Genomic DNA, 21187 nt, shown 5'->3' with positions numbered 1-21187 from the left:
TTCAGGGGATGGCGGGCACTGGCTTGCCGGATAATTCGGCGGCCAGCAGGCTGGCATTGCGGGCAACCAGGCCGTAGATCGACAGCTGCGGATTGACGCCCAGGCTGGTCGGAAAGACCGAGCCGTCATGCACCGACAGATTATCCAGCCAGAAGTGCCGTCCGCGGTGATCGACGACGCCGCGCTGCGGCGCATCGGCCATTCCGCAACCGCCCATCACGTGCGCGCTGACTACCCGGCACAGGAGCGGCTTGAGCGGCAAGGCGGCAATCCCCTTCCTGGCCTCGGCCCAGGTCGAATAACCGGGGGCGTTCTCGTGCACCGGGTTGACCCAGCGCGCACCGGCGGCGAACTGGATTTCCGCCATCGCCAGCAGAGCGCGCCGCGCGGCCTCCCAGATCACCTCGCCGAGCGGGTAGTCGAGCACCGGCAGGCCGTCAGCGCCCAGCCGGACCTGGCCACCGCGGCTGTCCGGATTGAAGCCGTCGCGCAACAGCGCCAGGATCACGTTGGCCCGGGTGAATTCGCGCATCAGGCGGGCGTGCGCTTCGCCGTAGCCCTGCAGCGTCGTCGCGTAGAGCACCGGATGCAGCGGCGGCGTTTCGAGCTTGAAGCCGAGCGGTCCATCGATCGGCGCCTGGCGCAGGAAGTGATCCGAGTAGATCGATTGCGGCGCGCCGGCGTAGGCATCGACCCGCTCGGGCATCAGCGCCGACGAGATCACCACCGGGTGCAGGAAGGTGCGCTTGCCGAGCAGGCGGTAGGGATCGGGAACGCTGCTGCGCAGCAGCAACGCCGGACTGCCGATGGCGCCGCCGGCAACGACGAAGTGGCGGGCGCGAAAATGCAGCCGCGGGCCGGCGAGGTGGATTCCGTCGGGCTGCAGCGCGTGGCAGTCGAGCGCCGCGACCCGGCTGCCATCGAAACGCAGGCGTTCGGCACGCAGCCGGGTATAGAGCGTAGCACCACGATTCAGCGCGGCCGGGATGGTCGTCAACAGCATCGACTGCTTGGCGTTGGTCGGACAGCCCATACCGCAGTAGCCAAGGTTCCAGCAGCCCTTGACGTTGCGCTTGATGCCGCCGACCTCGAAGCCGAGTTTTTCGGCTCCGGACCCGAGGACCTTGTTGTTCGCGTTCGGCGGCGTATCCCAGGGACGCACCCACAGCTTGTGCTCCATTACGGCGAACCACGAACTCATCGAACTGGCGCTCAATTCCTGCAACCCGAACTGGCTTTGCCAGAAGTCGAAGACTTCCGGCGGCGTGCGAAAGCTGCTGGTCCAGTTGACCGTCGTCGAACCGCCGACGCAGCGCCCCTGCAGGATGTTGATCGCCTTGTCGGCGGTCTTGCGCGCCGCCGATTCCTGATACAGCTCGGGGTAGGCATCGCTCTCGCGCATGTTGAAGTCGGTCGACGAGCGCAGCGGCCCCTCCTCGACCAGCACCACGCGCAGACCGGCGGCACTCAACAGGTCGGCGGTCACCCCGCCACCGGCGCCGGTGCCGACGATCAGCACGTCGGTGTCGATAGTCTGGCTCCTGGCCAGCGTCGACGCGTCGATGTGCTTCCAGCCGCCGGCCAGCCCGATACGGATCGGATCGTCCATCAGAAATACCCCCTGGGTGGTCCGGGATAGGCGATCGCCTGCCAGCTGTCGGGACGCCCGTACCAGGCGCCGAAGCTCAGGTCGTGCAGCGCCCCGTAGGCGGTCTGCAGCAACTTCAGCCGACTCGACCGCCACGCCTGCAGGAACTCGCCGACCTCGTCGACGCTGGCTTCGCGCCACGGCTTGCCGACACCGGCGAGTACCAGCCGTGCCGGCGCAATGACCAGCAGCCCGAACAACTCACCGAGCTCGATCTGCGTCGCCACGGACAGGCCCGAAACCGCGGTCGCGACGCCGTCGACGGTCAGCGCCACCAGCCGCAGCCGCTCCGGGCCCTGACTCGGCAGTACCCCGGCGAGCATCGCACCGACCACCGCGCCGAGCATCTCGCGCTCGGCCTCGCTGAGACGACGTGCGCCGGCGGCGTTGAGCCAGCCGGCAAGAGACAGCAAGACGCCACCCGCCAGACCCGTTCTGATGAATTGCCGACGGCCGGGCGTCATCGCATCATGATCCGCGTCAGCTTGTCGAACAGCACGCCGTAAGGCGGTTTGAACAGGCCGATGCCAGACCAGCTCGATTGCCGGAAGACGCCCTTCCTGGCCGAGAAGGTCTGGAAGCCCTCGAAACCGTGATAGCAACCCATGCCGCTCGGACCAACGCCGCCGAACGGCAGGTCGTCCTGGGCGATGTGCAGAATGGTGTCGTTGATCGTCACGCCGCCCGAAACCGTCTCATCGAGGACGCGGGCGATGTTCGTCCGATCGTCATCGAAGTAGTACAGCGCCAGCGGTCGCGGCCGGCTGTTGACGAAAGCGATCGCCTCGTCGAGATGGCGATAGGTCCGGATCGGCAGCAGTGGCCCGAAGATCTCCTCCTGCATGACGCGCAGCCCGTCGCCGACGTCGAACAGCGCCAATGGCGGCAGCCGACGCATGGCCGGGTCGGCGACCGCCCCCGATGCGAGATCGACGATCCTGGCGCCGCCGGCCCTGGCCTCGTCGACGTAGGCGCAGAGGCGATGGTAATGACGCTGATCGATGATCGTCGAGTAGTCGGCGTTGTTCGCGATGTCCGGGTAGCAGTCGGCGACGACGCAGCGCGCGCGGGCTGTGAAAGCCTGTTCCTGACCGGCCGGCAGAAGCAGGTAATCGGGCGCGATGCAGGTCTGCCCGGCGTTCATGCACTTGCCGATGATGATCCGCTCGACCGCCCGTTCAAAGTGCGGAGTAGAAGCCAGCCCGGGGCCTATGATCGCCGGCGACTTGCCACCGAGTTCGAGGGTCACGGGCGTCAGATTGTCGGCCGCGGCGCGCATCACCTGCCGGCCAACGGCAGTCGAGCCGGTAAACAGCAAGTGATCGAAGGGCAGCCTGGAGAATTCCTGCGCGACGCTGGCGTCACCCTCGACCACCGACAATTCGTCTTCGGCGAAGCTTCTGCCGATCAGCTCGGCGAAAAGCGTGGCGGTGTGCGGCGACATCTCGGACATCTTGACCAGCACCCGGTTGCCGGCCGCCAGCGCCGCCGCGAGCGGCGCGATGGCCAGAAAGACCGGATAATTCCAGGGGACGATGATCCCTACCGCACCGAGCGGCTGATAGCGCAATTCGGCGCGACCCGGCTGAAACCACAGCGACACCGAGCGCGGCTGCGGACGCATCCAGCGACGCAGATGCCGGCGTGCGTGACGGATCGCTGTCTGGCTGGGGAAAAGCTCGAGCAGCCGCGTTTCGGCCGGCGAGCGGTGACCGAAGTCACGGCTGACCGCGTCGGCGATCGCTGGCGCGTTGTCGCGCAACAGGCGCTCAAGCGCCAACAGACGGCGCTCACGCACCGTCCGTCCCGGATTCTGGTCGCTGCGTGCAGCACGCTGCTGGCGGGCAAAGCGGTCCGCCAGCGAGTCGAGATGAGGCATCGCTTGCTCCTTCCTGAGTGGCAGAGTCTATTTCCAGGGCAAGTTTATGCTGCGCACCCACTTGCCGTTAGGCGAAGCCCTCTAAACAGCCGCCGGCGGGCCATGCATAATCCCGGACATCTTCCTGGACTACTCATCGCCATGAACGATACGACCAGCTCGAACGAGAGACAACAGAGCACCGAGGCGCTGCGACGGCACCTGAAATCCGCCAAGAGCCTGCGCGAGCAAATCAACTTCGACCCGACCGGGGCACGCCAGCGGCTCGCGCTGCGCCAATGGCAGGCCGCCCGGCTCGCGCGCAGCCATGCCGATCTGCTCGCCAGCCCGCGCTTCGGCCAGGCCGCGCAGTTCTTCATTTCGGACCTCTACGGCCCCAAGGACTTCAGCAGCCGCGACGAGGAAGTCGAGCGCATCCTGCCATTGCTGGTCAAGATGCTGCCGGCGTCGGCGCTGCGCACCGTCGCGCTGGCCGTCGAGCTCGACGCGCTGACCGAGCAGCTCGACGCGGCGATGGTCGCCGAGCTTTGCCGGGCCGGGGTCCTGGAGCGCGGCCAGCAGATCGACGAGGACTCGTACGCCGCGGCCTACCGCGCGGTCGGCTGCCAGGCTGAACGCCAGCGCCAGATCGTTTTGATTGGCGAGACCGGCCGGGCGCTCGACAAGCTGGCCCGGAAGCCGGTGCTTACCGGCCTGCTCAAGCTGATGCGCCGCCCCGCCCAGCTGGCCGGACTTGGCGACCTGCACGAATTCCTCGAACGCGGCTTCAATGCCTTTCGGGCGATGGGTTCGGCGACCGACTTCCTGGAGTCGATCGACGGCAAGGAAAAGCGGCTGCTGGGGAACCTCTTCGCGGGTGTGGTCAGGCCCTTCGCGTTGTGAGGCACTACTCGCATGCGACCTGCGGCAGGCTGCACCCTAGCCGGTGACAAGGTCGCCCAGAGCAATGGCAACGCACTGGGCACCCCTGCTTCGGCTGGTCGTCGCCTGCCCTGCTCGCTGGCGCTTGGCAGGCAGTGCGCAGCAGGCAAGGCAAGGCAACGGTCAACGTACGACCAAGCGCTTCTTACACGACGTCACACAGTGAAACAGAGTTGACACAGACCCCAAGCGCTTTAGTCCGTAGCATTCGGGCTGTCGCTGCGATGCTCCTCCTCCCCCTCCCCTCGTTGGGAGCGTCACGGCGACAGCAGCACCGGCCCGCCCAGCCCCCCCTCGGCGGGCCTTTTTTTGACTGTCGAATCCACCAGTTTGCCTGGCGCAGCGCCATCGGGCGTCGCTTTAGGCGTGGTTCCGGCGCCAGCAACTCCGGCAACACTTACAATGTCCATCAGTTGCAGGCGCGCAGCGCAGATGTCACACCTCTCACGGCTTAGATCACAAGGAATTCGATGACTACCGACCACGAGCAGTCCGGCTCCCCACGAGGGCAACTGGCAGCACCTCCCGTCGGGGTCTTCGGCAAGCTGCTGACGATCGCCGCCGGCATCGTCGTTCTGGTCGTCGCCTTCATGTTCTCGCTGGTGGCGCTCGGCGTGGTGCTGATCGTCGGCTTGCTGTTCTTCGCCTACCTGAAGTGGAAGACGCGTCACCTGCCGCGGGACCTGCGCGACCTGGCCGAGCAAATGCAGCAGCAGGCAGCCAGGCCGGGGTCTCGACCGCAGCCGGGTGGGCGCGTGATCGAGGGCGAAGTGGTCCGCGGCAATGCCGACGAAGTCGCCCCGGAGTCCTCGACCGGCAGCCAGCAGCCGAACAGGAGCCCGACGCGCGACGATGGCTGACGCCGGCCTGAGCCGCCAGAGCCGCAGCGCCGCGCGCTGCGGCTCACCCTCTTCTCAATCATCCACCGATGACTCGCCAGCCATGAAATCAGCCATGAAATGTACCTGCCTCACCGTGTCCCTGGCGCTGATGACCAGCGCCATCGCTGCCCAGGAAGCTGTGCCGAACGAACGTTTCGCCTCGTGCATGAAGACCCTGCGCTCGGCGGCCACGTCCAAGGGAGTTCCCGCGGCATCGTTCGATCGACTGACCAACGGCTTGACGCCCGACCTTAGCGTGCTCGAGTTCCTTGACTATCAGCCCGAATTCCAGACGCCGATCTGGGACTATCTGGCCAGCCTGGTCGACGACGAACGCGTTGCCGATGGACTCGAAATGCGCGCCAAATGGGCCGACGCGCTGGCCGTGGCCAGCGCGCGCTACCAGGTTGACCCGGCCACGATCATCGCCGTGTGGGGTGTGGAGAGCAACTACGGACGCAACTTCGGCAAGCGCCCGCTGCTCACCTCGCTGGGCACGCTGTCGTGCTTTGGACGCCGACAGGCGTACTTCAGCGGCGAATTCCTGAGTACGCTGAAGATTCTCGACGCCGGTGACATCGCGCCCGAGAACCTGGTCGGTTCGTGGGCGGGGGCCTTCGGCCATACCCAGTTCATGCCATCGACCTTTCTGCGGCTAGCGGTCGATGGCGATGGTGACGGCAAGCGCGACCTGATGGGCAGCGTCCCCGATGCGCTGGCATCGACCGCCAACTTTCTGCACCAGGGTGGCTGGCGCGAAGGCCAGCCCTGGGGCTACGAGGTCGTCCTGCCGGCCGGCTTCGACGCCAGCGTCTCCGGACGCCGCGACAAGCGGCCGCTTTCGTACTGGACCGGGCGCGGGCTGCGACGCGCCGACGGCCAGCCGATCGCCGCCTCGGATGCCGCCGCCGGTCTGCTCTTGCCGGCTGGCCCGAAAGGCCCGGCATTCCTGGTTTTCCGCAATTTCGACGTGATCTACGGCTACAACGCCGCCGAAAGCTACGCTCTGGCGATCGCCCACCTCGCCGACCGGATCAAGGGCGGCAAGCCCTTCGCCACGCCATGGCCAACCGATGACGCCGGTCTGTCCCGCCTCGAGCGCCGCGAACTGCAGACCCTGCTCGCCGCCCGCGGGTACCCGATCGGCGAAATCGACGGGATGATCGGCGCGAAATCACGCGAGGCGATCAAGGCCGAGCAGCAGCGACTTCGGATGGCCGCCGACGGTCGCCCCGGACAGAAACTGCTGACCAGCTTGCGTTCCGACCCGCCTGGCAAGTAAGCGCCGGAGCCGGTCGCAACGCGGCTGGCGATTTCCCGGCAGACTGTCCTATAGTAACGGCTGCCCGGCGTCGTCCGCATGACGCCGCTTTGCCCGAAAGAACAGGACATGCCGCCAGCTCCGGATGCCGTCACTCCGCTAGAAGGGGAAATCTGCATCGACGCATCGCAACTGCGTCCCGGGGTGCACGTCAGGTTGCCGGTGCCGTGGATCGAGCACCAGTTCATGTTCAACTCTTTTGTCATTATCGATGACGAACAGGTACAGCTGATCGCGGCGATGAAGCTGCCGCAGCTGTTCTGTGACCCGCGTCGATGCACCGTACCGCTGCCGCAGCCCGGCGAGGCACCGGCCGCCGACGACGGTGGCGGCGACCACCAGGCCCAAGGCGCCGTCGAGCGCGCGGCCGAGCAGCAGCGACTGGCTGCGCTGGCCGCCGCAGGTATCGCCGAAAAGCACGAACGTTCGCGCGTCATGGGCGAACTGAGGGGACGGCTGGACAAGGCGCAGCAGCACTACCTGAGTGCCGCCAGGGCCGTCGGCGGGGCGATCAAGGGCTTCGCCAGGAACCCGCGCGAGTCGATCAAACAGGTCGCCGAGGTCAGCGCCGAGTCGACCGCGGCACTGCTCGCCGACCCCGACAGCGCCATCGTGCTGATCGCCGAGAAGGCGCACGACGACGGGCACGCCGCGCATTCGCTGTCGGTGATGACCCTGGCGCTGCTCCTCGGCAAACAGGCCGGACTGCCGGAAGCGGCGCTGCGGGCGCTCGGCATCGGCGCGCTGCTGCACGACATCGGCAAGCTGGCGATTAATCCGGCGATCCTGCGCAGCGACGAACGAAACCGGCACGAGGAAGCCCTTTATCAGACGCACTGCCGCTGCGGCTTCGAACAGGCCGCGCGCGCGGGCAGCCTGTCGCAACCGATGCTCGACGCGATCCTGCACCATCACGAACGCTTCGACGGCAGCGGCTTCCCGGACCGCCAGAGCGGCAGCGCGATTCCCCTGGCGGCGCGGATGGTGGCCATTGCCAACCGCTTCGACAACGTCGTCAATCCGGTCGATCATCGCCGCGCGATGTCGCCATCGGAAGCTCTGTCGACGATGTGGACGCGCGAGCAGAAGTCCTTCGATGGAACCCTGCTGCAACTCTTCGTGCGCGCGATGGGCGTCTATCCGCCGGGGTCGATCGTGCAACTCAGCGACGGCCGGGTCGGCGCGGTCGTTGGATCGGCGCCCGCCGCCAGGCCACTGAGCCCGAAAGTGCTGATCTACGCGCCGGAAGTACCCCGCCGGCAGTCGATCATCGTCGACCTGGCGCGCGACTGCGCGCTGACCGTCGAGCGACCCTTGCGACTCCAGGAGCGCCCGGCCGAGGAACTCGATTACCTGTTGCCGCGCCGCAAGATCAATTGGTCCTACCTGCCGGCGCAGCCATGAGCGCGGCGCGCACGGCGAACAGCGGCAGCGCGATGCTCGCCGTGGCCGACCTCGAGATGCGCTACGCAATGGCCAGCCGGCCGCTGTTCAGCGGCCTCGGCTTCACCGTCGCGGCCGGCGAGATCGTCGCCCTGGTCGGCGAATCGGGGGTCGGCAAGAGCACCCTGCTGAACTGCATCGCCGGGCTGGAGACCGCCGACGGCGGATCGATCCGCATCGGCCCGCAGGCGACCGACATCGTCCGCCTCGATGACACCGCGCGGGCCGCGCTGCGCGCGCAGCGCATCGGCTTCGTTTTCCAGGCCTTTCATGTGCTGCCGACGCTGACCGTGGCGCAGAATATCGCTGTCCCGCTGCTGCTCTGCGGCGCTCCCGCGAGCGAGCACGGCCAGCGGACGCAAGCGCTGCTCGAACGCGTCGGGCTGGCGGGCTTCGGACCGCGCTGGCCGGCGTCGCTCTCCGGCGGCGAACTGCAGCGGGTGGCGATCGCCCGCGCGCTGGTGCACCAGCCGGCGCTGATTCTGGCCGACGAACCGACCGGCAACCTCGATCCACGCACCGCCAGCGAGGTCCTTTCGCTGCTCGTCGAACGGGTCCGCGAGCAGCGCGCCAGCGCGCTGGTGGTCACCCATTCGCAACAGGTCGCGCACTGCTGCGACCGCATCCTGACGCTGACCCCGGACGGCCTGGCATGAGCACGCCGAGCAGCGGCCGCGCGCTGGCGACGCTCGCCTGGTGGCTGATTCGCGCGCAGTTCAGGACGCGGCGAGCGGCGACGCTGCTGTCGCTGCTGGCGATCGCCCTCGGCGTCGCGCTCGGCTACGCCATCCACCTGATCAACGACGCGGCGCTGGCCGACTTTGCCCGCGCGATGAAGAGTGTCCAGGGCGACCCGGACGCGGTGATTGCCGCCCGCGACAGCGCCGGCAGCGTGCCACTGGCGACCATCAACGCCGTCGCCAGCGACCCGGCGGTGCTGGTCGTCGCGCCGGTGATCGAAACCCGGGTGCGCGTCGACCATTCGCCGACGCCGGTGGCGCTGATCGGCCTCGACGTCTTCAGCGCCGCGGCGGTGATGCCCGGGCTGATGCCGCGGCACGACCAGCGCGCGTCGCCGGACAACATTTTCGCGGGTGGCGTCTACGCGTCGCCGGCGCTGCTCGACAAGCTCGGGCTGCAGCCGGGCGCGGCACTCACGCTGCTGCGCGGCGAGCAGCGCTGGCGCACGACGATCGCCGGCGACCTGCCGGCGGCGGGCCCGGACGACCTGCTGCTGGTCGCCGACATTGCCTGGGTGCAGGCGCACTTCGGCCCGGCCGGCGCGGTCAGCGAGGGCCGCGTCCGCCTGGCACCCGACACCGACCTGGCTAGCTGGCGATCCGACCTGACGCAGCGGCTGCCGGCAAGCCTGCTGATTCGCGCCGCCGACGACGACCGCGCGCGCGTCTCGAATCTGTCGCGCGCCTACCGTGTGAACCTCAACGTGCTGGCGCTGGTGGCCCTGCTGACCGGCGCCTTCCTGGTCTTCGCCACGCAACTGACCGCGGTGGCGCAGCGCTCGACGCAGTTCGCCCTGCTCGGCGTGCTTGGCCTGTCGCCGCGGATGCGCCTGTTGCAGGTCTTGCTCGAAGGTCTGGCGATCGGCGTTCCGGGCACTTTTCTCGGGCTGGCGCTCGGCTACGCGCTGGCGGTCGCGTTCACGCAACTGCTCGGCGGCGATTTGGGCGGCGGCTACTTCGCCAGCAGCGCGCCGCTGATCGTTCCCGCGCCAGCACCGGCGCTGGTCTTTCTGGCGCTGGGCTGCCTGGCCAGCCTCGCCGGCGCCGGCTACCCGGCGTACCTGAACCGAATGCAGCCGCTGGCGCAGGCGCTGAAGACCGGCTTTGCGCAGCGTCCCGGTGCCGGCGACGCCGCGCGCAGCAAATTGCTGCTGTTGCCGGTGCTGCTGGCGGTGGCGGCAGTCGGGCTGGCGCAACTGCCAGCGCTGTTCGACTTGCCGCTGGCCGGCTATGTGGCGATTGCCCTGGTGCTGGGGGTCGGCATCGCCAGCGCACCACTGCTGACGCAGGTGATTTTCGGCTGGCTCAGCGGCTTTCCCCTGCCGGCGACGCAGCGGATCGCACTACAGAATGTCGCGCAAGCGCCACTGATGGCGCAGGTAGCGGCCAGCGGGCTGATCGTCAGCTTCGCGCTGACCGCCAGCATGGTGATCATGGTCTCCAGCTTCCGCGTCGCCGTCGACCACTGGCTCGATTACGTCCTGCCGGCGCCGCTCTACCTGCGCAGCAAGGCGACGCCGCTGCCACAAGCGCTGCTCGACGCGCTAGGCCGGCCCGACACGCCGTTCGCCAGGGTCGAGGGGCTGGCCAATGCCTCGCTGACCATCGACCCGCAACGGCCCAAGGTCACCCTGCTGGTGCGCGAGATCGAGCGCCACGACCCGGCGGCGCGGCTGCCCTTTACCGGCCCGGTGATCGCGCCGCCGGCGGCGATGCCGGTGGTCTGGATCAGCGAGCCGCTGCACGAGATTTACCGCTTGGCAGCCGGTCAGACGCTGAGCCTGCCCTTGCTCGGACGCCAGGTCGAGGTGTTCATCGGCGGCGTCTGGCGCGACTATGCCAGGCAGTTCGGCGCGGTGGCGATCAGCCGCGAGGACTACCAGCGTCTCGGCGGCCACTTCCAGCCGACCGACCTGGCTTTGTGGCCGCTCGCCGGACAGGATGCCGTCGCCAGCGCCTGGCTGGCGCCCTACGCCGACCAGTACGGGCTCGAACTCGCCGACAGCGCCGAGATCCGGCAGTTGAGCCTGTCGATCTTCGACAAGAGCTTTGCCGTGACGTACGCGCTGGAAGCGGCGGCGATGCTGATCGGGTTGTTCGGGCTGGCGGTAACGCTGGCGGCCAGCGTCTGGCTGCGCGCACGCGAACTGGCGACGCTCGGCGCGCTCGGCTTCGACCGCCGGATGCTGCGCCGCGCGGTGATCCTCGAAGGGGCGCTGATCGCCAGCATCGGCCTGCTGCTCGGCCTCGCCTGCGGCGTCGCGATCGGCGCGATCCTGACGCAGGTCGTCAATCCGCAAGCCTTCCACTGGCGAATGCCGCTGGACATCCCCTGGCCGACGGTGGTCAGCGGCGCGGCGCTTACCCTGGCGGCTGCGGTTCTCGCCAGCCGCTACGCGGCCCGCCAAGCGACCCGGCTGCCGGTGGCGCAGGTCCTGGCCAGCGCCCAGTAAGCGCCGCGCGACCGATCCCGATGCGCCGCCGCCGCTTCCTCTCGCTTCCCCTGCTGCTGCCGGCGCTGGCGCGCGCCGCGCCGACCGCGGTGCCAGCATCCCCGCCGGCGGACGCAGCGGGCAGCGCAGCGATCAGCTTCCCGGCGGTCCGCCGCGGCGTGGCACTGAGCTTCCCCCGCGACCACGGTGCGCACCCCGATTTTCGCACCGAATGGTGGTACGTCACCGGCGCGCTGGACTCACCCAGGGCCGACATCGGTTTTCAGCTGACCTTCTTCCGCAGCCGGCCCGGCACCGCCGAAGGCCTGCAGTCGCCGCTCGCCGCGCGCCAGATCCTGTTTGCGCACGCGGCGCTGACGGTACCCGGCGACCGCTTGCGGCATGGCGAACGCGCCGCCCGCGCCGGCCTCGGCGCCGGTTTCTCCGAATTCGATTGCGACGTCCACATCGGCGCCTGGCGGATCGCCCGCGAAAACCGCGGCGCGGGCGAAGGCTTCAGGCTGCGGATGCAGAGTCCGCAATTCTCCTACGACTTCACCCTGACGCCGTCGCAGCCGCTGCTGCTGCAGGGCGATGGCGGCTATTCACGCAAGGGACACGGGCCGGAACTGGCCAGCTACTACTTCAGCTGGCCGCAGCTGCAGGTCGATGGCGTGCTGGTGCTCGACGGCAAGCGGCAGAGGGCCAGCGGACGCGCGTGGTTCGATCACGAGTGGTCGACGGCGATTCTCGGCGCCGCCGCCGTTGGCTGGGACTGGATCGGCATCAACCTCGACGACGGTGGCGCACTGATGGCTTTCCGCATGCGCGACGTGCAGGGAGCGACGCTTTTCGCACACGCCGCCTGGCGCGATGCCGCTGGCCGCGTGCGCCAGTTCGACGCCGCCAATGTCAGCTTCACGCCGCTGCGCAACTGGCCGTCGCCGCGCAGCGGCGCACGTTACCCGGTGCAGCTCGAAATCCGTCTCGGCGGACTGGCGCTGCGCACGCGACCGGTGCTCGACGACCAGGAGCTATCGACCAGCCGGCCGCTGCCGGTGGTCTATTGGGAGGGTCTGGTGCATCTCGAAGGCAGCCTGAAAGGCCGTGGCTACCTGGAAATGACCGGGTACGCCGGTAGACTGCAGATGTAGGCACTGCGTCTCCCGCGAACGCCCGGCCTGGCATTTCTCGGGGAAGTGCCGAGCAAGGGGCTGGCGGGGATCGAGACGCCATCGGACGAAAGCAATGCGTTTTCGCATGCCGAGGCTACTGCCGTATGGGCCCTGCCGGGTCGCGCATCAGACCAGTCCGTCAAACAGCTGCACCTGGACCTGGTCACCAACGGCAACCTGACCGCGATCGTGCTCAAGAACGACGAAACAGTTGGCGTCCGACATCGAGCGCAGGACACCCGATCCTTGCGCGCCCGTCGGGCGAACGCACCACCGGCCGTCCACCTGGCTCAGAATGCCGCGCTGGAACTCGGTGCGGCCGGGCGCCTTCCTGATCGCCGCAGTACACACCGCCGGCAGCAGGGGCACCACGGGGAGCGGATCGGCGCCCATCAGCGCGTACAGGGCGTCACGGACAAACTGGTAGAAAGTGACCATCACCGCCACCGGGTTGCCAGGCAGGCCGAACAGCCACGCCGAGTGCGCACCATCACCGAGGCGGCCGAAGGCCATCGGGCGGCCGGGCTTCATGGCGATCTTCCAGAACAGCACCTCGCCGAGTTGCGCCATCAGTCCCTTGACGAAATCGGCCTCGCCGACCGAGACGCCACCGCTGGTGATCACCACGTCGGCTGCCGCGGCAGCTTCGCGGAAAGCCGCCTCGAGGGTCGCCGGATGATCGCGCACGACTCCCAGGTCGAGCACCTCGCAGCCGAGGCGGCCGAGCATCCCGAAGATCGTGTAGCGGTTGCTGTCGTAAACCTCGCCGTCGGCCAGCGAGGTGCCGATCGAGCACAGCTCGTCGCCGGTCGAGAAGAAGGCGACCCGCAGCCGGCGATGGACGCTGACTTCGGCGCAACCCAGCGACGCCAGTAGCCCCAAATCAGCCGGACGGATCAGTCGCCCGGCAACCAGCGCCGGCTTGCCGGCGGCCAGATCCTCGCCGGCCAGCCGGATGTGCTGGCCGCGCCGCTGCCCCGCCGGCACGACGACGCTGGCGCCATCGGCCTGGACCATTTCCTGGATGACTACCGTATCGACCGCCGCCGGCAGCGGCGCGCCGGTCATGATCCGCACGCACTCACCAGCGCCGACGCTGCCCGCAAACCCCTTGCCGGCCAGCGCCGTACCGACCACCAGCAAGCGACTGGCGCCATTGCACGACAGCTCGGCATGGCGCAGTGCGTAACCGTCCATCGCCGAGTTGTCGTGCGCCGGAACGTTGAATGGAGCGATCACGTCGCTCGCCAGCACGCGCCCAAGCGCGCTGCGCAACGCCAGGCGTTCGTGCGTGCCAACCGGCGTCAACTGGCTGCGGATGAAAGTGCGCGCCTGATCGACCGAAAGTGCGTCGGGATCGTATTCGTTCAGGCAACTGAATCGGGCAGTGAGGCTCATGTCGGATCACCTTGGCGGCGGACTGCGACTAAACGGGTGACTGGTGCCGACGCGCCAGAGGCCGTGCGCCCGCCGGATCGGAACGGCAACAGCGGCGACCGATCAGCCGCCGGTCATCGACATGAAGCGCACCACCTGCGGCGCGTCCATCTGGCTGCCGAAGTCGTGACCCTTGGCCTTGATGCCCATGCTACGAACGATCGCCGCGCGCAGCGGACCATCGTCGGCAGGATGCTCCCGCAGCAACGGCAAGAGCGCCATGGCATCGTTGTTACCCAGGCATGGGTACAGTTCACCACGGGCGGTAATCCGTACGCGGTTGCAGGACTCGCAGAAGTTGTGGCTGTGCGGCGAGATGAAACCGACGCGCGTCGCCGTACCGGGAATCCGCCAGTAGCGAGCCGGCCCGCCGGTACTTTCGGTGGACGGCAGCAGGACGAAGCGCTGTTCGAGCCGAGCCATCGCTTCCTCGCTGCTGAAGTAGGTCGATTGACGCCCGTGGCCGATTTCGCCCAGTGGCATTTCCTCGATCAAGGCGATGTCGATGCCGCGATCGACGGCGAACTGGACGAGGTCGACCAGTTCGTCGTCGTTGCTGCCGCGCATCATTACGGCATTCAGCTTGAGGCGCTGGAAGCCGGCTGCCTGAGCCGCATCCAGTCCGCGCAGCACCTTGGCCAGGTCGCCGACGCGGGTGATCGCCCGGAAACGGTCGGCGCGCAGCGTGTCCAGGCTGACGTTGATCCGCTTGACGCCGGCCGCACGCAAGGCCGGCGCAAAGCGATCGAGCTGTGAGCCATTGGTGGTGATCACCAGTTCCTTGAGGCCGGGCAACGCAGCGATCTGTTCGAGCAGCCAGACGACGTTCTGTCGAACCAGCGGCTCGCCGCCGGTCACTCGTACCTTGGTAACGCCGAGATCGACGAAAGTCCTTGCGATACGCAGGCATTCCTCTAGCGTCAGCACCTGCGCGCGTGGCAGGAAAGTCATCTCCTCGGCCATGCAGTAGCTGCAGCGGAAGTCGCAGCGGTCGGTGATCGACAGGCGGATGTAAGTAACGTGCCGCCCATACTTGTCGACCAGCGTCCCGTCCGCGTGTTTCGAGGTCGCCGCCGAAGTCGGCGGGGTGAAGCCGACCAGAGCGTCGGGAACGGCTGCTGGCGTCAGTGATTTATTGCGCATCGGAGAGACTCCCCGGGGCCTGGCGGTGACGAGCGAAAATGAGAACGGTTCGCGGTGGATTATAGCGAACTTCGCGCTGGCCCGAAGCATTGCGCATCGTACGGGAGCAGGGCAGCGCGCGTACTCATCAGCGGCGGCACGCCGCCAGCATGCCAACTGAGGGACCAGCAGAGCAGCGCCGCCCTGAGCGGTCACACCGCGCCCATCGGCGGCGCCAGCAAGCTGCCGGCCCTTGGTGCCGGTCAATCACTGCTGTTGGTAAAGCCCAGCAGGTGCAGCAGACTGGTAAAAAGGTTGAAGATGGCAACGAACAGGGTCACCGTCGCCATCACGTAGTTGGTTTCCCCGCCGTGAATGATGTTCGAGGTCTCGTACAGGATCAAGCCCGACATCAGCAGCACGAAGGCTGCGGAGACGGTCAGCGACAGCGCCGGAATATCGAAGAAGATCGCCGCCAGCCCGGTGAGGAAAGCGAGCACGATGCCGACCATCAGGAAGCCGCCGATGAAGCTGAAGTCCTTGCGGGTCGTCAGCGCATAGCCCGATAGCGATAGGAAGATCGCGGCCGTGCCGGCCATGGCCATCATCACCGTCTGGCCGCCGTTCGGCAAACCGAGATAGTGACCGACGATCGGCCCCAGCGTATAGCCCATGAATCCCGTCAGCGCGAACACCGACGCCACTCCCCAGCCGCTGTTCCTGAGCCGGTTGGTGACGAACAGCAGTCCGAAGTAGCCGAGCAGCGTCACGATCAGGCCCGGATGCGGCAATTTCAGTGCCACCGCAGCGCCGGCGGTAAACGCCGCGAACAGCAGGGTCATCGACAGCAGCAGGTAGGTGTTGCGGATCACCGTGTTGGCGGCGGTTGCCGGCGCGGCCCTGGCGTGGTCGATGGTCGTCGGGGCTTGATTGTCGAAGGTATTCATTGTGAACTCCTGTAATGGTCAGCCATCAAAGCTGTGGGACGGCCTGGCAGGCGACTTCGCCTGCGACGGCGTTCGCTGAAATTGCCGTGCGGCGATCATCGGGGTAGCCATGCTGGTATTCGCGCTGCCGCGCCAACCGGCGAGCCAGCGTCCGCCCGGCGCGGTCGACCGCCCGGTCGATGGCGACGGAGATATCGCTCTGGCAATCGTCAATCAGCACGTCAGCGGCGCCCACGACGCTCACCCGGATGCGGCAACTCTTGTCCTCGCCGCCGCGCGGTCCGTTGACGTCGGAAAGGACGATGGAAATCCTGTTGACATACGGATGCGCACGATCGAAGGCGAAACGCAGGCGCCGCTCGATGTGTTCGCGGACCTCTGTCGTAAGATCGAACCCTCTGGCCTGCGTAAGGATCTGCATCAACGTTCTCCTCCTGAGTGAATCGGAACGGACAGTCTAGGACAGGGAAAGACATCCGACAAATCGTATATACTGTCAAATTACTTCCACTTTTGTTGTTTTGAGACGGGCATGCCCACACTCAACTTCAAACACCTCAGGTACTTTTGGATGGTCGCCAAGTCCGGCTCCATTGCGCGCGCCTGCGAACAACTGCACCTGACACCGCAGGCGATCAGCGGCCAGTTGCGTGAGTTGGAAGAGTCACTGGAGGTCGAGTTGTTTCGCCGCGCGGGTCGCGGCCTGGAAGTCACCGAAGCTGGCCGACGCATCCTGAGCTACGCCGAGGAGATCTTCGCGCTCGGCGATGAACTGCTCGAGGTTGCCCGTGACCAGACAGCGACGAAGTCGCTGCGCTTCGCCGTCGGCATTGCCGACTCGGTGCCCAAGTCGGTCGCGCACCGCCTTGTCGAACCCGTACTGCACCTCCCGGAAACGGTGCGCCTCGTTTGCCGTGAAGGGCGTCTGACCGGCCTGTTAGCGGATCTTGCTGTGCATCGCCTCGACATGGTCATCGCCGACCGCTCGATGCCGGCAAATCTGAATGTGCGCTTGCCACAGCCACCCGCTTGGCGAAAGCGATCTGACGGTTTTCGGGGCCGCTACGCTGCTGCCGTCGCTGAAGGGGACTTTTCCGGCACTGCTCAACGGCGCACCGTTCCTGATGCCCGGCGACGACGTCGCCATCCGGTCACGTCTCGAACAATGGTTCGAGGCCCGTCGCCTGCATCCCCGAATCATTGGCGAGTTCGACGACAGCGCGCTGATCAAGTCCTTCGGACAGGCTGGAGCCGGACTGTTCGTCGCGCCGACAGCGATCGCCGCCTACGTCAGCGAACAGTATCGCGTGCGTGCCGTCGGTCGGATCGAGAGCATCGCCGAACAGCTTTTCGCAATTACCACCGAGCGCCGTCTGAGCCACCCGGCGATCGTCGCCATCATCCAGGTGGCACGCGATGAGGTTTTTGGCGCTGCGACGCGGGGGCCCATGCCCGGCAGCGCGAGTGATCACGAGCAATCACCAAGCGCCGCGACTCCGCTGCGCTCGCTTGGGCGCTCCCGGACGGCGAAGCAGAAGGGCTGATCGCCAGCAGCAAGGAGCGTGCTGCCACGCCAGCCAACGCCAAGGGCCGGCCGAAGCTTTGGCATAGTTCTGTTTTTTGGAAGTCTTGACATAAATAATTCTGCTTTTTAAGGCATCTCTGCACCTCTATTGTCGACCACTCCCAACTCGTGTGTGCAGGAGACAAGCATGAAAACCCTATCGCTGCTGACCGCCATCCTGGCTCTCGGCTTCACCCTGGTAACCGGCGACGCGGAGGCCGCCAGCAAGCGCTTCGGCGCCGGCAAATCCTCCGGCATGCAGCGCGAATCGGTCTCCGCCGACAAGGCGGCGCCGCCCGCCGCCGCCAAGGCGCAACCGGCCGCCGCACCAGCCGCCCAGGCCAAGCGTTCGTGGATGGGCCCGCTCGCTGGCCTCGCCGCCGGTCTGGGCCTGGCGGCGCTGGCTTCCCACTTCGGTTTCGGCGAGGAACTGGCTTCCCTGCTGATGATCGGCCTGCTGGTGCTGGCCGTCATGGTGGTGGTCGGCTTGGTGATGCGCCGCCGCGCCGCCGCCCGAGCACCCGCCATGGCCGGTGCGGGAGGCTTGCAGTACGCCGCAGCAACGACCGAACAGGCGCCGATGGCACGGCGCGGCGAGGAACCGGCGATGGCGGCCTCCGGCCTCGCGGCACCCGGCACTGCCGCTGGCACCACCGCTGGCACGATCCCGGCCGACTTCGATGTAGACAGCTTCGTGCGCAATGCCAAGGTCAGCTTCATCCGTCTGCAAGCCGCCAACGACGCCGGCAATCTCGACGACATTCGCGAATTCACGACCCCGGAGATGTTTGCCGAGATCCGGATGAACATCGCCGAGCGCGGCGACGCCGTGCAGGAAACGGATGTCGTGACCATTGAAGCAGCGGTACTCGAGGTCGTCGAAGAGGCAAGCCGCTACGTGGTCAGCGTGCGCTTCACCGGTCTGGTTCGCGAAGACAAGGAGGCCGCAGCGGAGGCGGTAGACGAGTTCTGGCACCTGGTCAAGCCGCGTGACGGCAAGGGCGGCTGGGTGCTGGCCGGCATCCAGCAACTGACTTGACTTGCTGGCAGGCATCAGAGGCCGAACGCCGCTGGTGCCTGCGCTCGCTGACCCGCGTCGGCGCAGACTTGATTTCCTCCACTGCTCACCCGACATGCACCCCCGCCCATCCGGCGAACCCGGCGAGCGTCACCAGGCGCGCCAGATCGGCGGGCCGATCGAGGTCCCACAGGGTTGGCAGTTCGACCCAGCGCAGTCCATGCTCCGACAAGCGCTGTCGCGTCTGCGTCATGACCCGCTCGCTTCCCCAGGCAATTCGTTCAAAGAGCTGCGGTTGTGGGTGGCGCAGGCCGACCAGCACGTAGCCGCCGTCTTCGGCCGGTATGAATACCGCGTCGTTGCCGGCATGGCGCTCGTCGACCAGTGCGCTGGCGGCAGCCGCCAGATGCGCCTCGGTCAACGCGGGACAGTCGCTACCAATCAGCAGCAGGGGGCCAGCATGCGCGGCGAAGGCTGCCGCCATGCGTTGGCCAAGGTCGTCTCCGGACTGCCCCCGCAGATCGACGCCGCAGCGCCGCCGCAGTGCGCGGAAGAAGCGTTGCTGGCCATCTGGCGCTGCCCACAGGGTGACGCTACCGACCGCAGACCGTTTGGCCACGGCCAGCGCGTGCAGGGTCAGCCGCCGCTGCAATCGGGCAGCCGCGGCCGCGCCCAGCACCGGAATCAGGCGCGTCTTGGCCGCACCGGCCAGCGGCGGCCGTGCAAAGACGGCGATCGCGGGCGGCTCAGGGCTGGCGGGGACGATAACCATAGCGAATTGCCAGCCGCTGCGGGTCGGCACCCAGGAAATAGCTCGCCCGCAGGCACCACATCAGGACGATGGTGCGCAAGACGCCGTGCTTCTCCCAGCGTCGCCCTGAAGTTCGCACGCATTCGCGCAGGCACGCCGGCGGCCCGACCCGCTTGAGCCGCTTCGACAAGGCGATATCCTCCATCAAGGGCAGTTCCGGATAGCCGCCAACCGCTGCGAAAACATCGCGGCGAACGAAAATCGCCTGGTCGCCGGTGGCAATCCCGGTCAGCCGCGAGCGCCAGTTCATCATTCTTTCGACGACACGCAGCAGCGGGTGGTGACCATCGATACGCACATCGAAGCGTCCCCAGGACGCCCCGGCTGCGGTCGCCTGCCGGATCAGTTGATCAGCCGTCGCCGGCAGCGCGGTATCGGCGTGCAGGAAGAGCAGCACCTGACCCCGGCTGGCGTTGGCGCCGGCGTTCATCTGAAGTGCGCGGCCGCGCGGCGAGTCGATCAACCGGTCCAGGCCGGGCCGGGCCAGATCCGGCGTCCCGTCGGCGCTGCCGCCATCGACCACCAGCACCTCGGCGCCACGCGCGCGCAGACCCTGCAGCGCAGCCAACTGCGCCGACACCGTCGCAGCCTCATTCAGCACCGGCAGGATCAGCGAAAGAAAGGGAGGGTCGATCAAGCTGTCCACTGCCATCAAGTGGGATTAAGCGCGCCGCATCGGTGCGCAACAGCATCGGCGGGTTCGGCCCGCCGATTTTGGCGAACCGAACCCGGTCGGCACGCCTGGCCGGCGGCCGCATGCGATAGCGACTAAGCGGCAGGGTCATTCCCCGGGGACTCGGCGACGAACAGCCGGCATGCCTGACGCAGATAGTCCATTTGTTTCCCGAAGTTTGCGCAACCCTTGCAGATCGCCAGATGCAGATGCAATCGCACGCCTTGCACGGTGCTCAACCTTCGATCCTGAGCTTGTGACAGGAGTAACGTAACCTCTCGGCAGGTCAACATGTGCGGCCTCCGTACCACCGTAGAACATTACGCGCCTCGCGGTCGCCAGCTACACGGACCGGGAGCAGTGAATTCAGAGCCAACGATAATCCTCCTGCATCCCTGCCGCTCAGCCAGCATCAAGGAGCGTCAAATTCGGCCGACACGCGACCAACGCGGCCGCGTGCGCCGAGCGGTTAATGAAATGGTCCCGGCGGCGGCACATATCCGTGACCTGTTCGATCAGTCGCGTACGCTCGGCAATCCTTACAAGCGGGTGTGCATTACGGCCTGGATGTTCGCCACGTTCATCAAAGTGCACTCGGTGCCGGAGGCTTCAGCCGCTTGGTTGCCGCTACGGGTGCTCCCGTTGCCAGCGGCCGGAGCGAAAGATCAACAAGCCGCTCTACGAGGAACTCTCTCGGCAGGCGATCTTCTCGGTCAAGGCCGAGCAGGTAGCGACTTTCCTGGGCAACCAGATCACGCCGCAACTGGCGCCGGAAATCGGCAGCCGCTTTACCACCCGCATCGAAGGCACCTGTATCAAGCACCTTCTTGGCCTCAACGCTGACGAAAACTGCCCCCCTTTTTTGCTCAGGTCGGGAAACGGTGAGTAGAGGTCGCGCAAAGTCTTGGCGGCTTGACCCCGCAAGCTAACGTGACCCGCTGAACCGACTCGTACCCCGGATTGCTGCCATCGAGCGCACACATTAAGAGGGCCGTTGGCGACTTGTCGCCTTCAGGCAACTTCGATTCTGGCACCCACCGTCTCCCGCCTTCAACTTCAGATTTCCTGATCTCGGAGGAAACCCGGTTGGCACTTTAGACGAGGGCGAAGGTCATTCTTGCCCCGGTTTCCGGATGCGGGAAATCTTGCAGGGTGAGTTCCTCGAGGAGCGCGGC

General features: G+C 67.0%; 18 protein-coding genes and 1 pseudogene. 9 read left to right on the top strand and 10 right to left on the bottom strand.

The window, feature by feature from the left end; translation table 11 throughout:
* Position 1: 1 nt before the first annotated feature.
* Genes Q1L50_RS03285 through Q1L50_RS03275 form a run of 3 tightly spaced genes read right to left on the bottom strand, consistent with a single transcriptional unit; the run spans position 2 to position 3527 of the window.
* Entirely contained in the window at positions 2-1609 is a 1608-nt protein-coding gene (locus tag Q1L50_RS03285) for a GMC family oxidoreductase (RefSeq protein ID WP_300335870.1), read from the bottom strand.
* The gene (locus tag Q1L50_RS03280; RefSeq protein ID WP_300335869.1) at positions 1609-2112 is read right to left on the bottom strand and encodes a hypothetical protein; all 504 of its coding nucleotides are present in this window, start codon (positions 2110-2112) and stop codon (positions 1609-1611) included. The genes Q1L50_RS03285 and Q1L50_RS03280 overlap by 1 nt, the downstream gene beginning before the upstream one ends.
* On the bottom strand, positions 2109-3527 hold the full coding sequence (locus Q1L50_RS03275) for a coniferyl aldehyde dehydrogenase (RefSeq protein WP_300335868.1): 1419 nt from the start codon (positions 3525-3527) through the stop codon (positions 2109-2111). The genes Q1L50_RS03280 and Q1L50_RS03275 overlap by 4 nt, the downstream gene beginning before the upstream one ends.
* 141 nt (positions 3528-3668) lie before the next feature.
* On the opposite strand from Q1L50_RS03275, the gene Q1L50_RS03270 reads away from it, so the two are divergent.
* From Q1L50_RS03270 to Q1L50_RS03240, 7 genes are all read left to right on the top strand, one after another.
* The gene (locus Q1L50_RS03270; RefSeq protein ID WP_300335867.1) at positions 3669-4409 is read left to right on the top strand and encodes a hypothetical protein; all 741 of its coding nucleotides are present in this window, start codon (positions 3669-3671) and stop codon (positions 4407-4409) included.
* A gap of 509 nt (positions 4410-4918) precedes the next feature.
* The gene (locus Q1L50_RS03265; RefSeq protein ID WP_300335865.1) at positions 4919-5308 is read left to right on the top strand and encodes a hypothetical protein; all 390 of its coding nucleotides are present in this window, start codon (positions 4919-4921) and stop codon (positions 5306-5308) included.
* A 94-nt stretch (positions 5309-5402) separates the two neighbouring features.
* Complete coding sequence (locus tag Q1L50_RS03260) at positions 5403-6611, top strand: lytic murein transglycosylase (RefSeq protein ID WP_300335864.1); 1209 nt, start codon at positions 5403-5405, stop codon at positions 6609-6611.
* 108 nt (positions 6612-6719) lie between these two features.
* Positions 6720-8054, top strand: a complete 1335-nt coding sequence (locus Q1L50_RS03255) for an HD domain-containing phosphohydrolase (protein ID WP_300335863.1) — start codon at positions 6720-6722, stop codon at positions 8052-8054.
* Positions 8055-8110: 56 nt separating this feature from the next.
* Complete coding sequence (locus Q1L50_RS03250; protein WP_300335949.1) at positions 8111-8749, top strand: ABC transporter ATP-binding protein; 639 nt, start codon at positions 8111-8113, stop codon at positions 8747-8749.
* Positions 8746-11286: an FtsX-like permease family protein gene (locus Q1L50_RS03245; protein WP_300335862.1), complete on the top strand. Its 2541-nt coding sequence runs from the start codon at positions 8746-8748 to the stop codon at positions 11284-11286. Before Q1L50_RS03250 ends, Q1L50_RS03245 begins: the two co-directional genes overlap by 4 nt.
* Before the next feature lie 20 nt (positions 11287-11306).
* Positions 11307-12419: a lipocalin-like domain-containing protein gene (locus Q1L50_RS03240; RefSeq protein ID WP_300335860.1), complete on the top strand. Its 1113-nt coding sequence runs from the start codon at positions 11307-11309 to the stop codon at positions 12417-12419.
* Between the two features lie 147 nt (positions 12420-12566).
* Here Q1L50_RS03240 and glp read toward each other — a convergent pair whose 3' ends face one another.
* The 4 genes from glp to Q1L50_RS03220 form a co-directional block, all read right to left on the bottom strand.
* Positions 12567-13838: a gephyrin-like molybdotransferase Glp gene (gene glp / locus Q1L50_RS03235; RefSeq protein ID WP_300335858.1), complete on the bottom strand. Its 1272-nt coding sequence runs from the start codon at positions 13836-13838 to the stop codon at positions 12567-12569.
* Between the two features lie 102 nt (positions 13839-13940).
* Positions 13941-15020: a GTP 3',8-cyclase MoaA gene (gene moaA / locus Q1L50_RS03230; protein WP_300335856.1), complete on the bottom strand. Its 1080-nt coding sequence runs from the start codon at positions 15018-15020 to the stop codon at positions 13941-13943.
* Between the two features lie 242 nt (positions 15021-15262).
* Complete coding sequence (locus Q1L50_RS03225) at positions 15263-15946, bottom strand: Bax inhibitor-1/YccA family protein (RefSeq protein WP_300335854.1); 684 nt, start codon at positions 15944-15946, stop codon at positions 15263-15265.
* Positions 15947-15971: 25 nt separating this feature from the next.
* A complete protein-coding gene (locus Q1L50_RS03220) occupies positions 15972-16367 on the bottom strand; it encodes an HPF/RaiA family ribosome-associated protein (protein ID WP_300335853.1) in 396 nt (131 codons plus the stop codon).
* A gap of 111 nt (positions 16368-16478) precedes the next feature.
* On the opposite strand from Q1L50_RS03220, the pseudogene nhaR reads away from it, so the two are divergent.
* Positions 16479-17490: pseudogene (gene nhaR, locus Q1L50_RS03215) on the top strand (transcriptional activator NhaR).
* A gap of 168 nt (positions 17491-17658) precedes the next feature.
* Entirely contained in the window at positions 17659-18549 is an 891-nt protein-coding gene (locus Q1L50_RS03210; protein ID WP_300335852.1) for a Tim44-like domain-containing protein, read from the top strand.
* An 85-nt stretch (positions 18550-18634) separates the two neighbouring features.
* On the opposite strand, the gene Q1L50_RS03205 is transcribed toward Q1L50_RS03210, so the two are convergent.
* The 3 genes from Q1L50_RS03205 to Q1L50_RS03195 form a co-directional block, all read right to left on the bottom strand.
* Complete coding sequence (locus Q1L50_RS03205; protein ID WP_300335851.1) at positions 18635-19300, bottom strand: TIGR04282 family arsenosugar biosynthesis glycosyltransferase; 666 nt, start codon at positions 19298-19300, stop codon at positions 18635-18637.
* Positions 19275-19976 carry a TIGR04283 family arsenosugar biosynthesis glycosyltransferase gene (locus tag Q1L50_RS03200; RefSeq protein ID WP_300335850.1) on the bottom strand — a complete coding sequence of 234 codons (702 nt, stop codon included), beginning with the start codon at positions 19974-19976 and terminating at the stop codon, positions 19275-19277. Before Q1L50_RS03200 ends, Q1L50_RS03205 begins: the two co-directional genes overlap by 26 nt.
* Positions 19977-20107: 131 nt before the next feature.
* On the bottom strand, positions 20108-20305 hold the full coding sequence (locus tag Q1L50_RS03195) for a zf-HC2 domain-containing protein (protein ID WP_300335849.1): 198 nt from the start codon (positions 20303-20305) through the stop codon (positions 20108-20110).
* Positions 20306-21187 lie beyond the last annotated feature (882 nt).

It is taken from the genome of Accumulibacter sp., assembly GCF_029255145.1.
Taxonomy (GTDB): domain Bacteria; phylum Pseudomonadota; class Gammaproteobacteria; order Burkholderiales; family Rhodocyclaceae; genus Accumulibacter.
The sequence above is the reverse complement of the archived record's forward strand: the minus strand, read 5'-3'. Positions and strand labels throughout refer to the sequence as shown.

Excerpts from the sequence above, each read along its gene's own strand:
- Q1L50_RS03285 (WP_300335870.1), bottom strand. The coding sequence starts at position 1,609 with ATGGACGATCCGATCCGTATCGGGCTGGCCGGCGGCTGGAAGCACATC.
- Q1L50_RS03280 (WP_300335869.1), bottom strand. The coding sequence starts at position 2,112 with ATGACGCCCGGCCGTCGGCAATTCATCAGAACGGGTCTGGCGGGTGGC.
- Q1L50_RS03275 (WP_300335868.1), bottom strand. The coding sequence starts at position 3,527 with ATGCCTCATCTCGACTCGCTGGCGGACCGCTTTGCCCGCCAGCAGCGT.
- Q1L50_RS03270 (WP_300335867.1), top strand. The coding sequence starts at position 3,669 with ATGAACGATACGACCAGCTCGAACGAGAGACAACAGAGCACCGAGGCG.
- Q1L50_RS03265 (WP_300335865.1), top strand. The coding sequence starts at position 4,919 with ATGACTACCGACCACGAGCAGTCCGGCTCCCCACGAGGGCAACTGGCA.
- Q1L50_RS03260 (WP_300335864.1), top strand. The coding sequence starts at position 5,403 with ATGAAATGTACCTGCCTCACCGTGTCCCTGGCGCTGATGACCAGCGCC.
- Q1L50_RS03255 (WP_300335863.1), top strand. The coding sequence starts at position 6,720 with ATGCCGCCAGCTCCGGATGCCGTCACTCCGCTAGAAGGGGAAATCTGC.
- Q1L50_RS03250 (WP_300335949.1), top strand. The coding sequence starts at position 8,111 with ATGCGCTACGCAATGGCCAGCCGGCCGCTGTTCAGCGGCCTCGGCTTC.
- Q1L50_RS03245 (WP_300335862.1), top strand. The coding sequence starts at position 8,746 with ATGAGCACGCCGAGCAGCGGCCGCGCGCTGGCGACGCTCGCCTGGTGG.
- Q1L50_RS03240 (WP_300335860.1), top strand. The coding sequence starts at position 11,307 with ATGCGCCGCCGCCGCTTCCTCTCGCTTCCCCTGCTGCTGCCGGCGCTG.
- glp (WP_300335858.1), bottom strand. The coding sequence starts at position 13,838 with ATGAGCCTCACTGCCCGATTCAGTTGCCTGAACGAATACGATCCCGAC.
- moaA (WP_300335856.1), bottom strand. The coding sequence starts at position 15,020 with ATGCGCAATAAATCACTGACGCCAGCAGCCGTTCCCGACGCTCTGGTC.
- Q1L50_RS03225 (WP_300335854.1), bottom strand. The coding sequence starts at position 15,946 with ATGAATACCTTCGACAATCAAGCCCCGACGACCATCGACCACGCCAGG.
- Q1L50_RS03220 (WP_300335853.1), bottom strand. The coding sequence starts at position 16,367 with ATGCAGATCCTTACGCAGGCCAGAGGGTTCGATCTTACGACAGAGGTC.
- Q1L50_RS03210 (WP_300335852.1), top strand. The coding sequence starts at position 17,659 with ATGAAAACCCTATCGCTGCTGACCGCCATCCTGGCTCTCGGCTTCACC.
- Q1L50_RS03205 (WP_300335851.1), bottom strand. The coding sequence starts at position 19,300 with ATGGTTATCGTCCCCGCCAGCCCTGAGCCGCCCGCGATCGCCGTCTTT.
- Q1L50_RS03195 (WP_300335849.1), bottom strand. The coding sequence starts at position 20,305 with ATGTTGACCTGCCGAGAGGTTACGTTACTCCTGTCACAAGCTCAGGAT.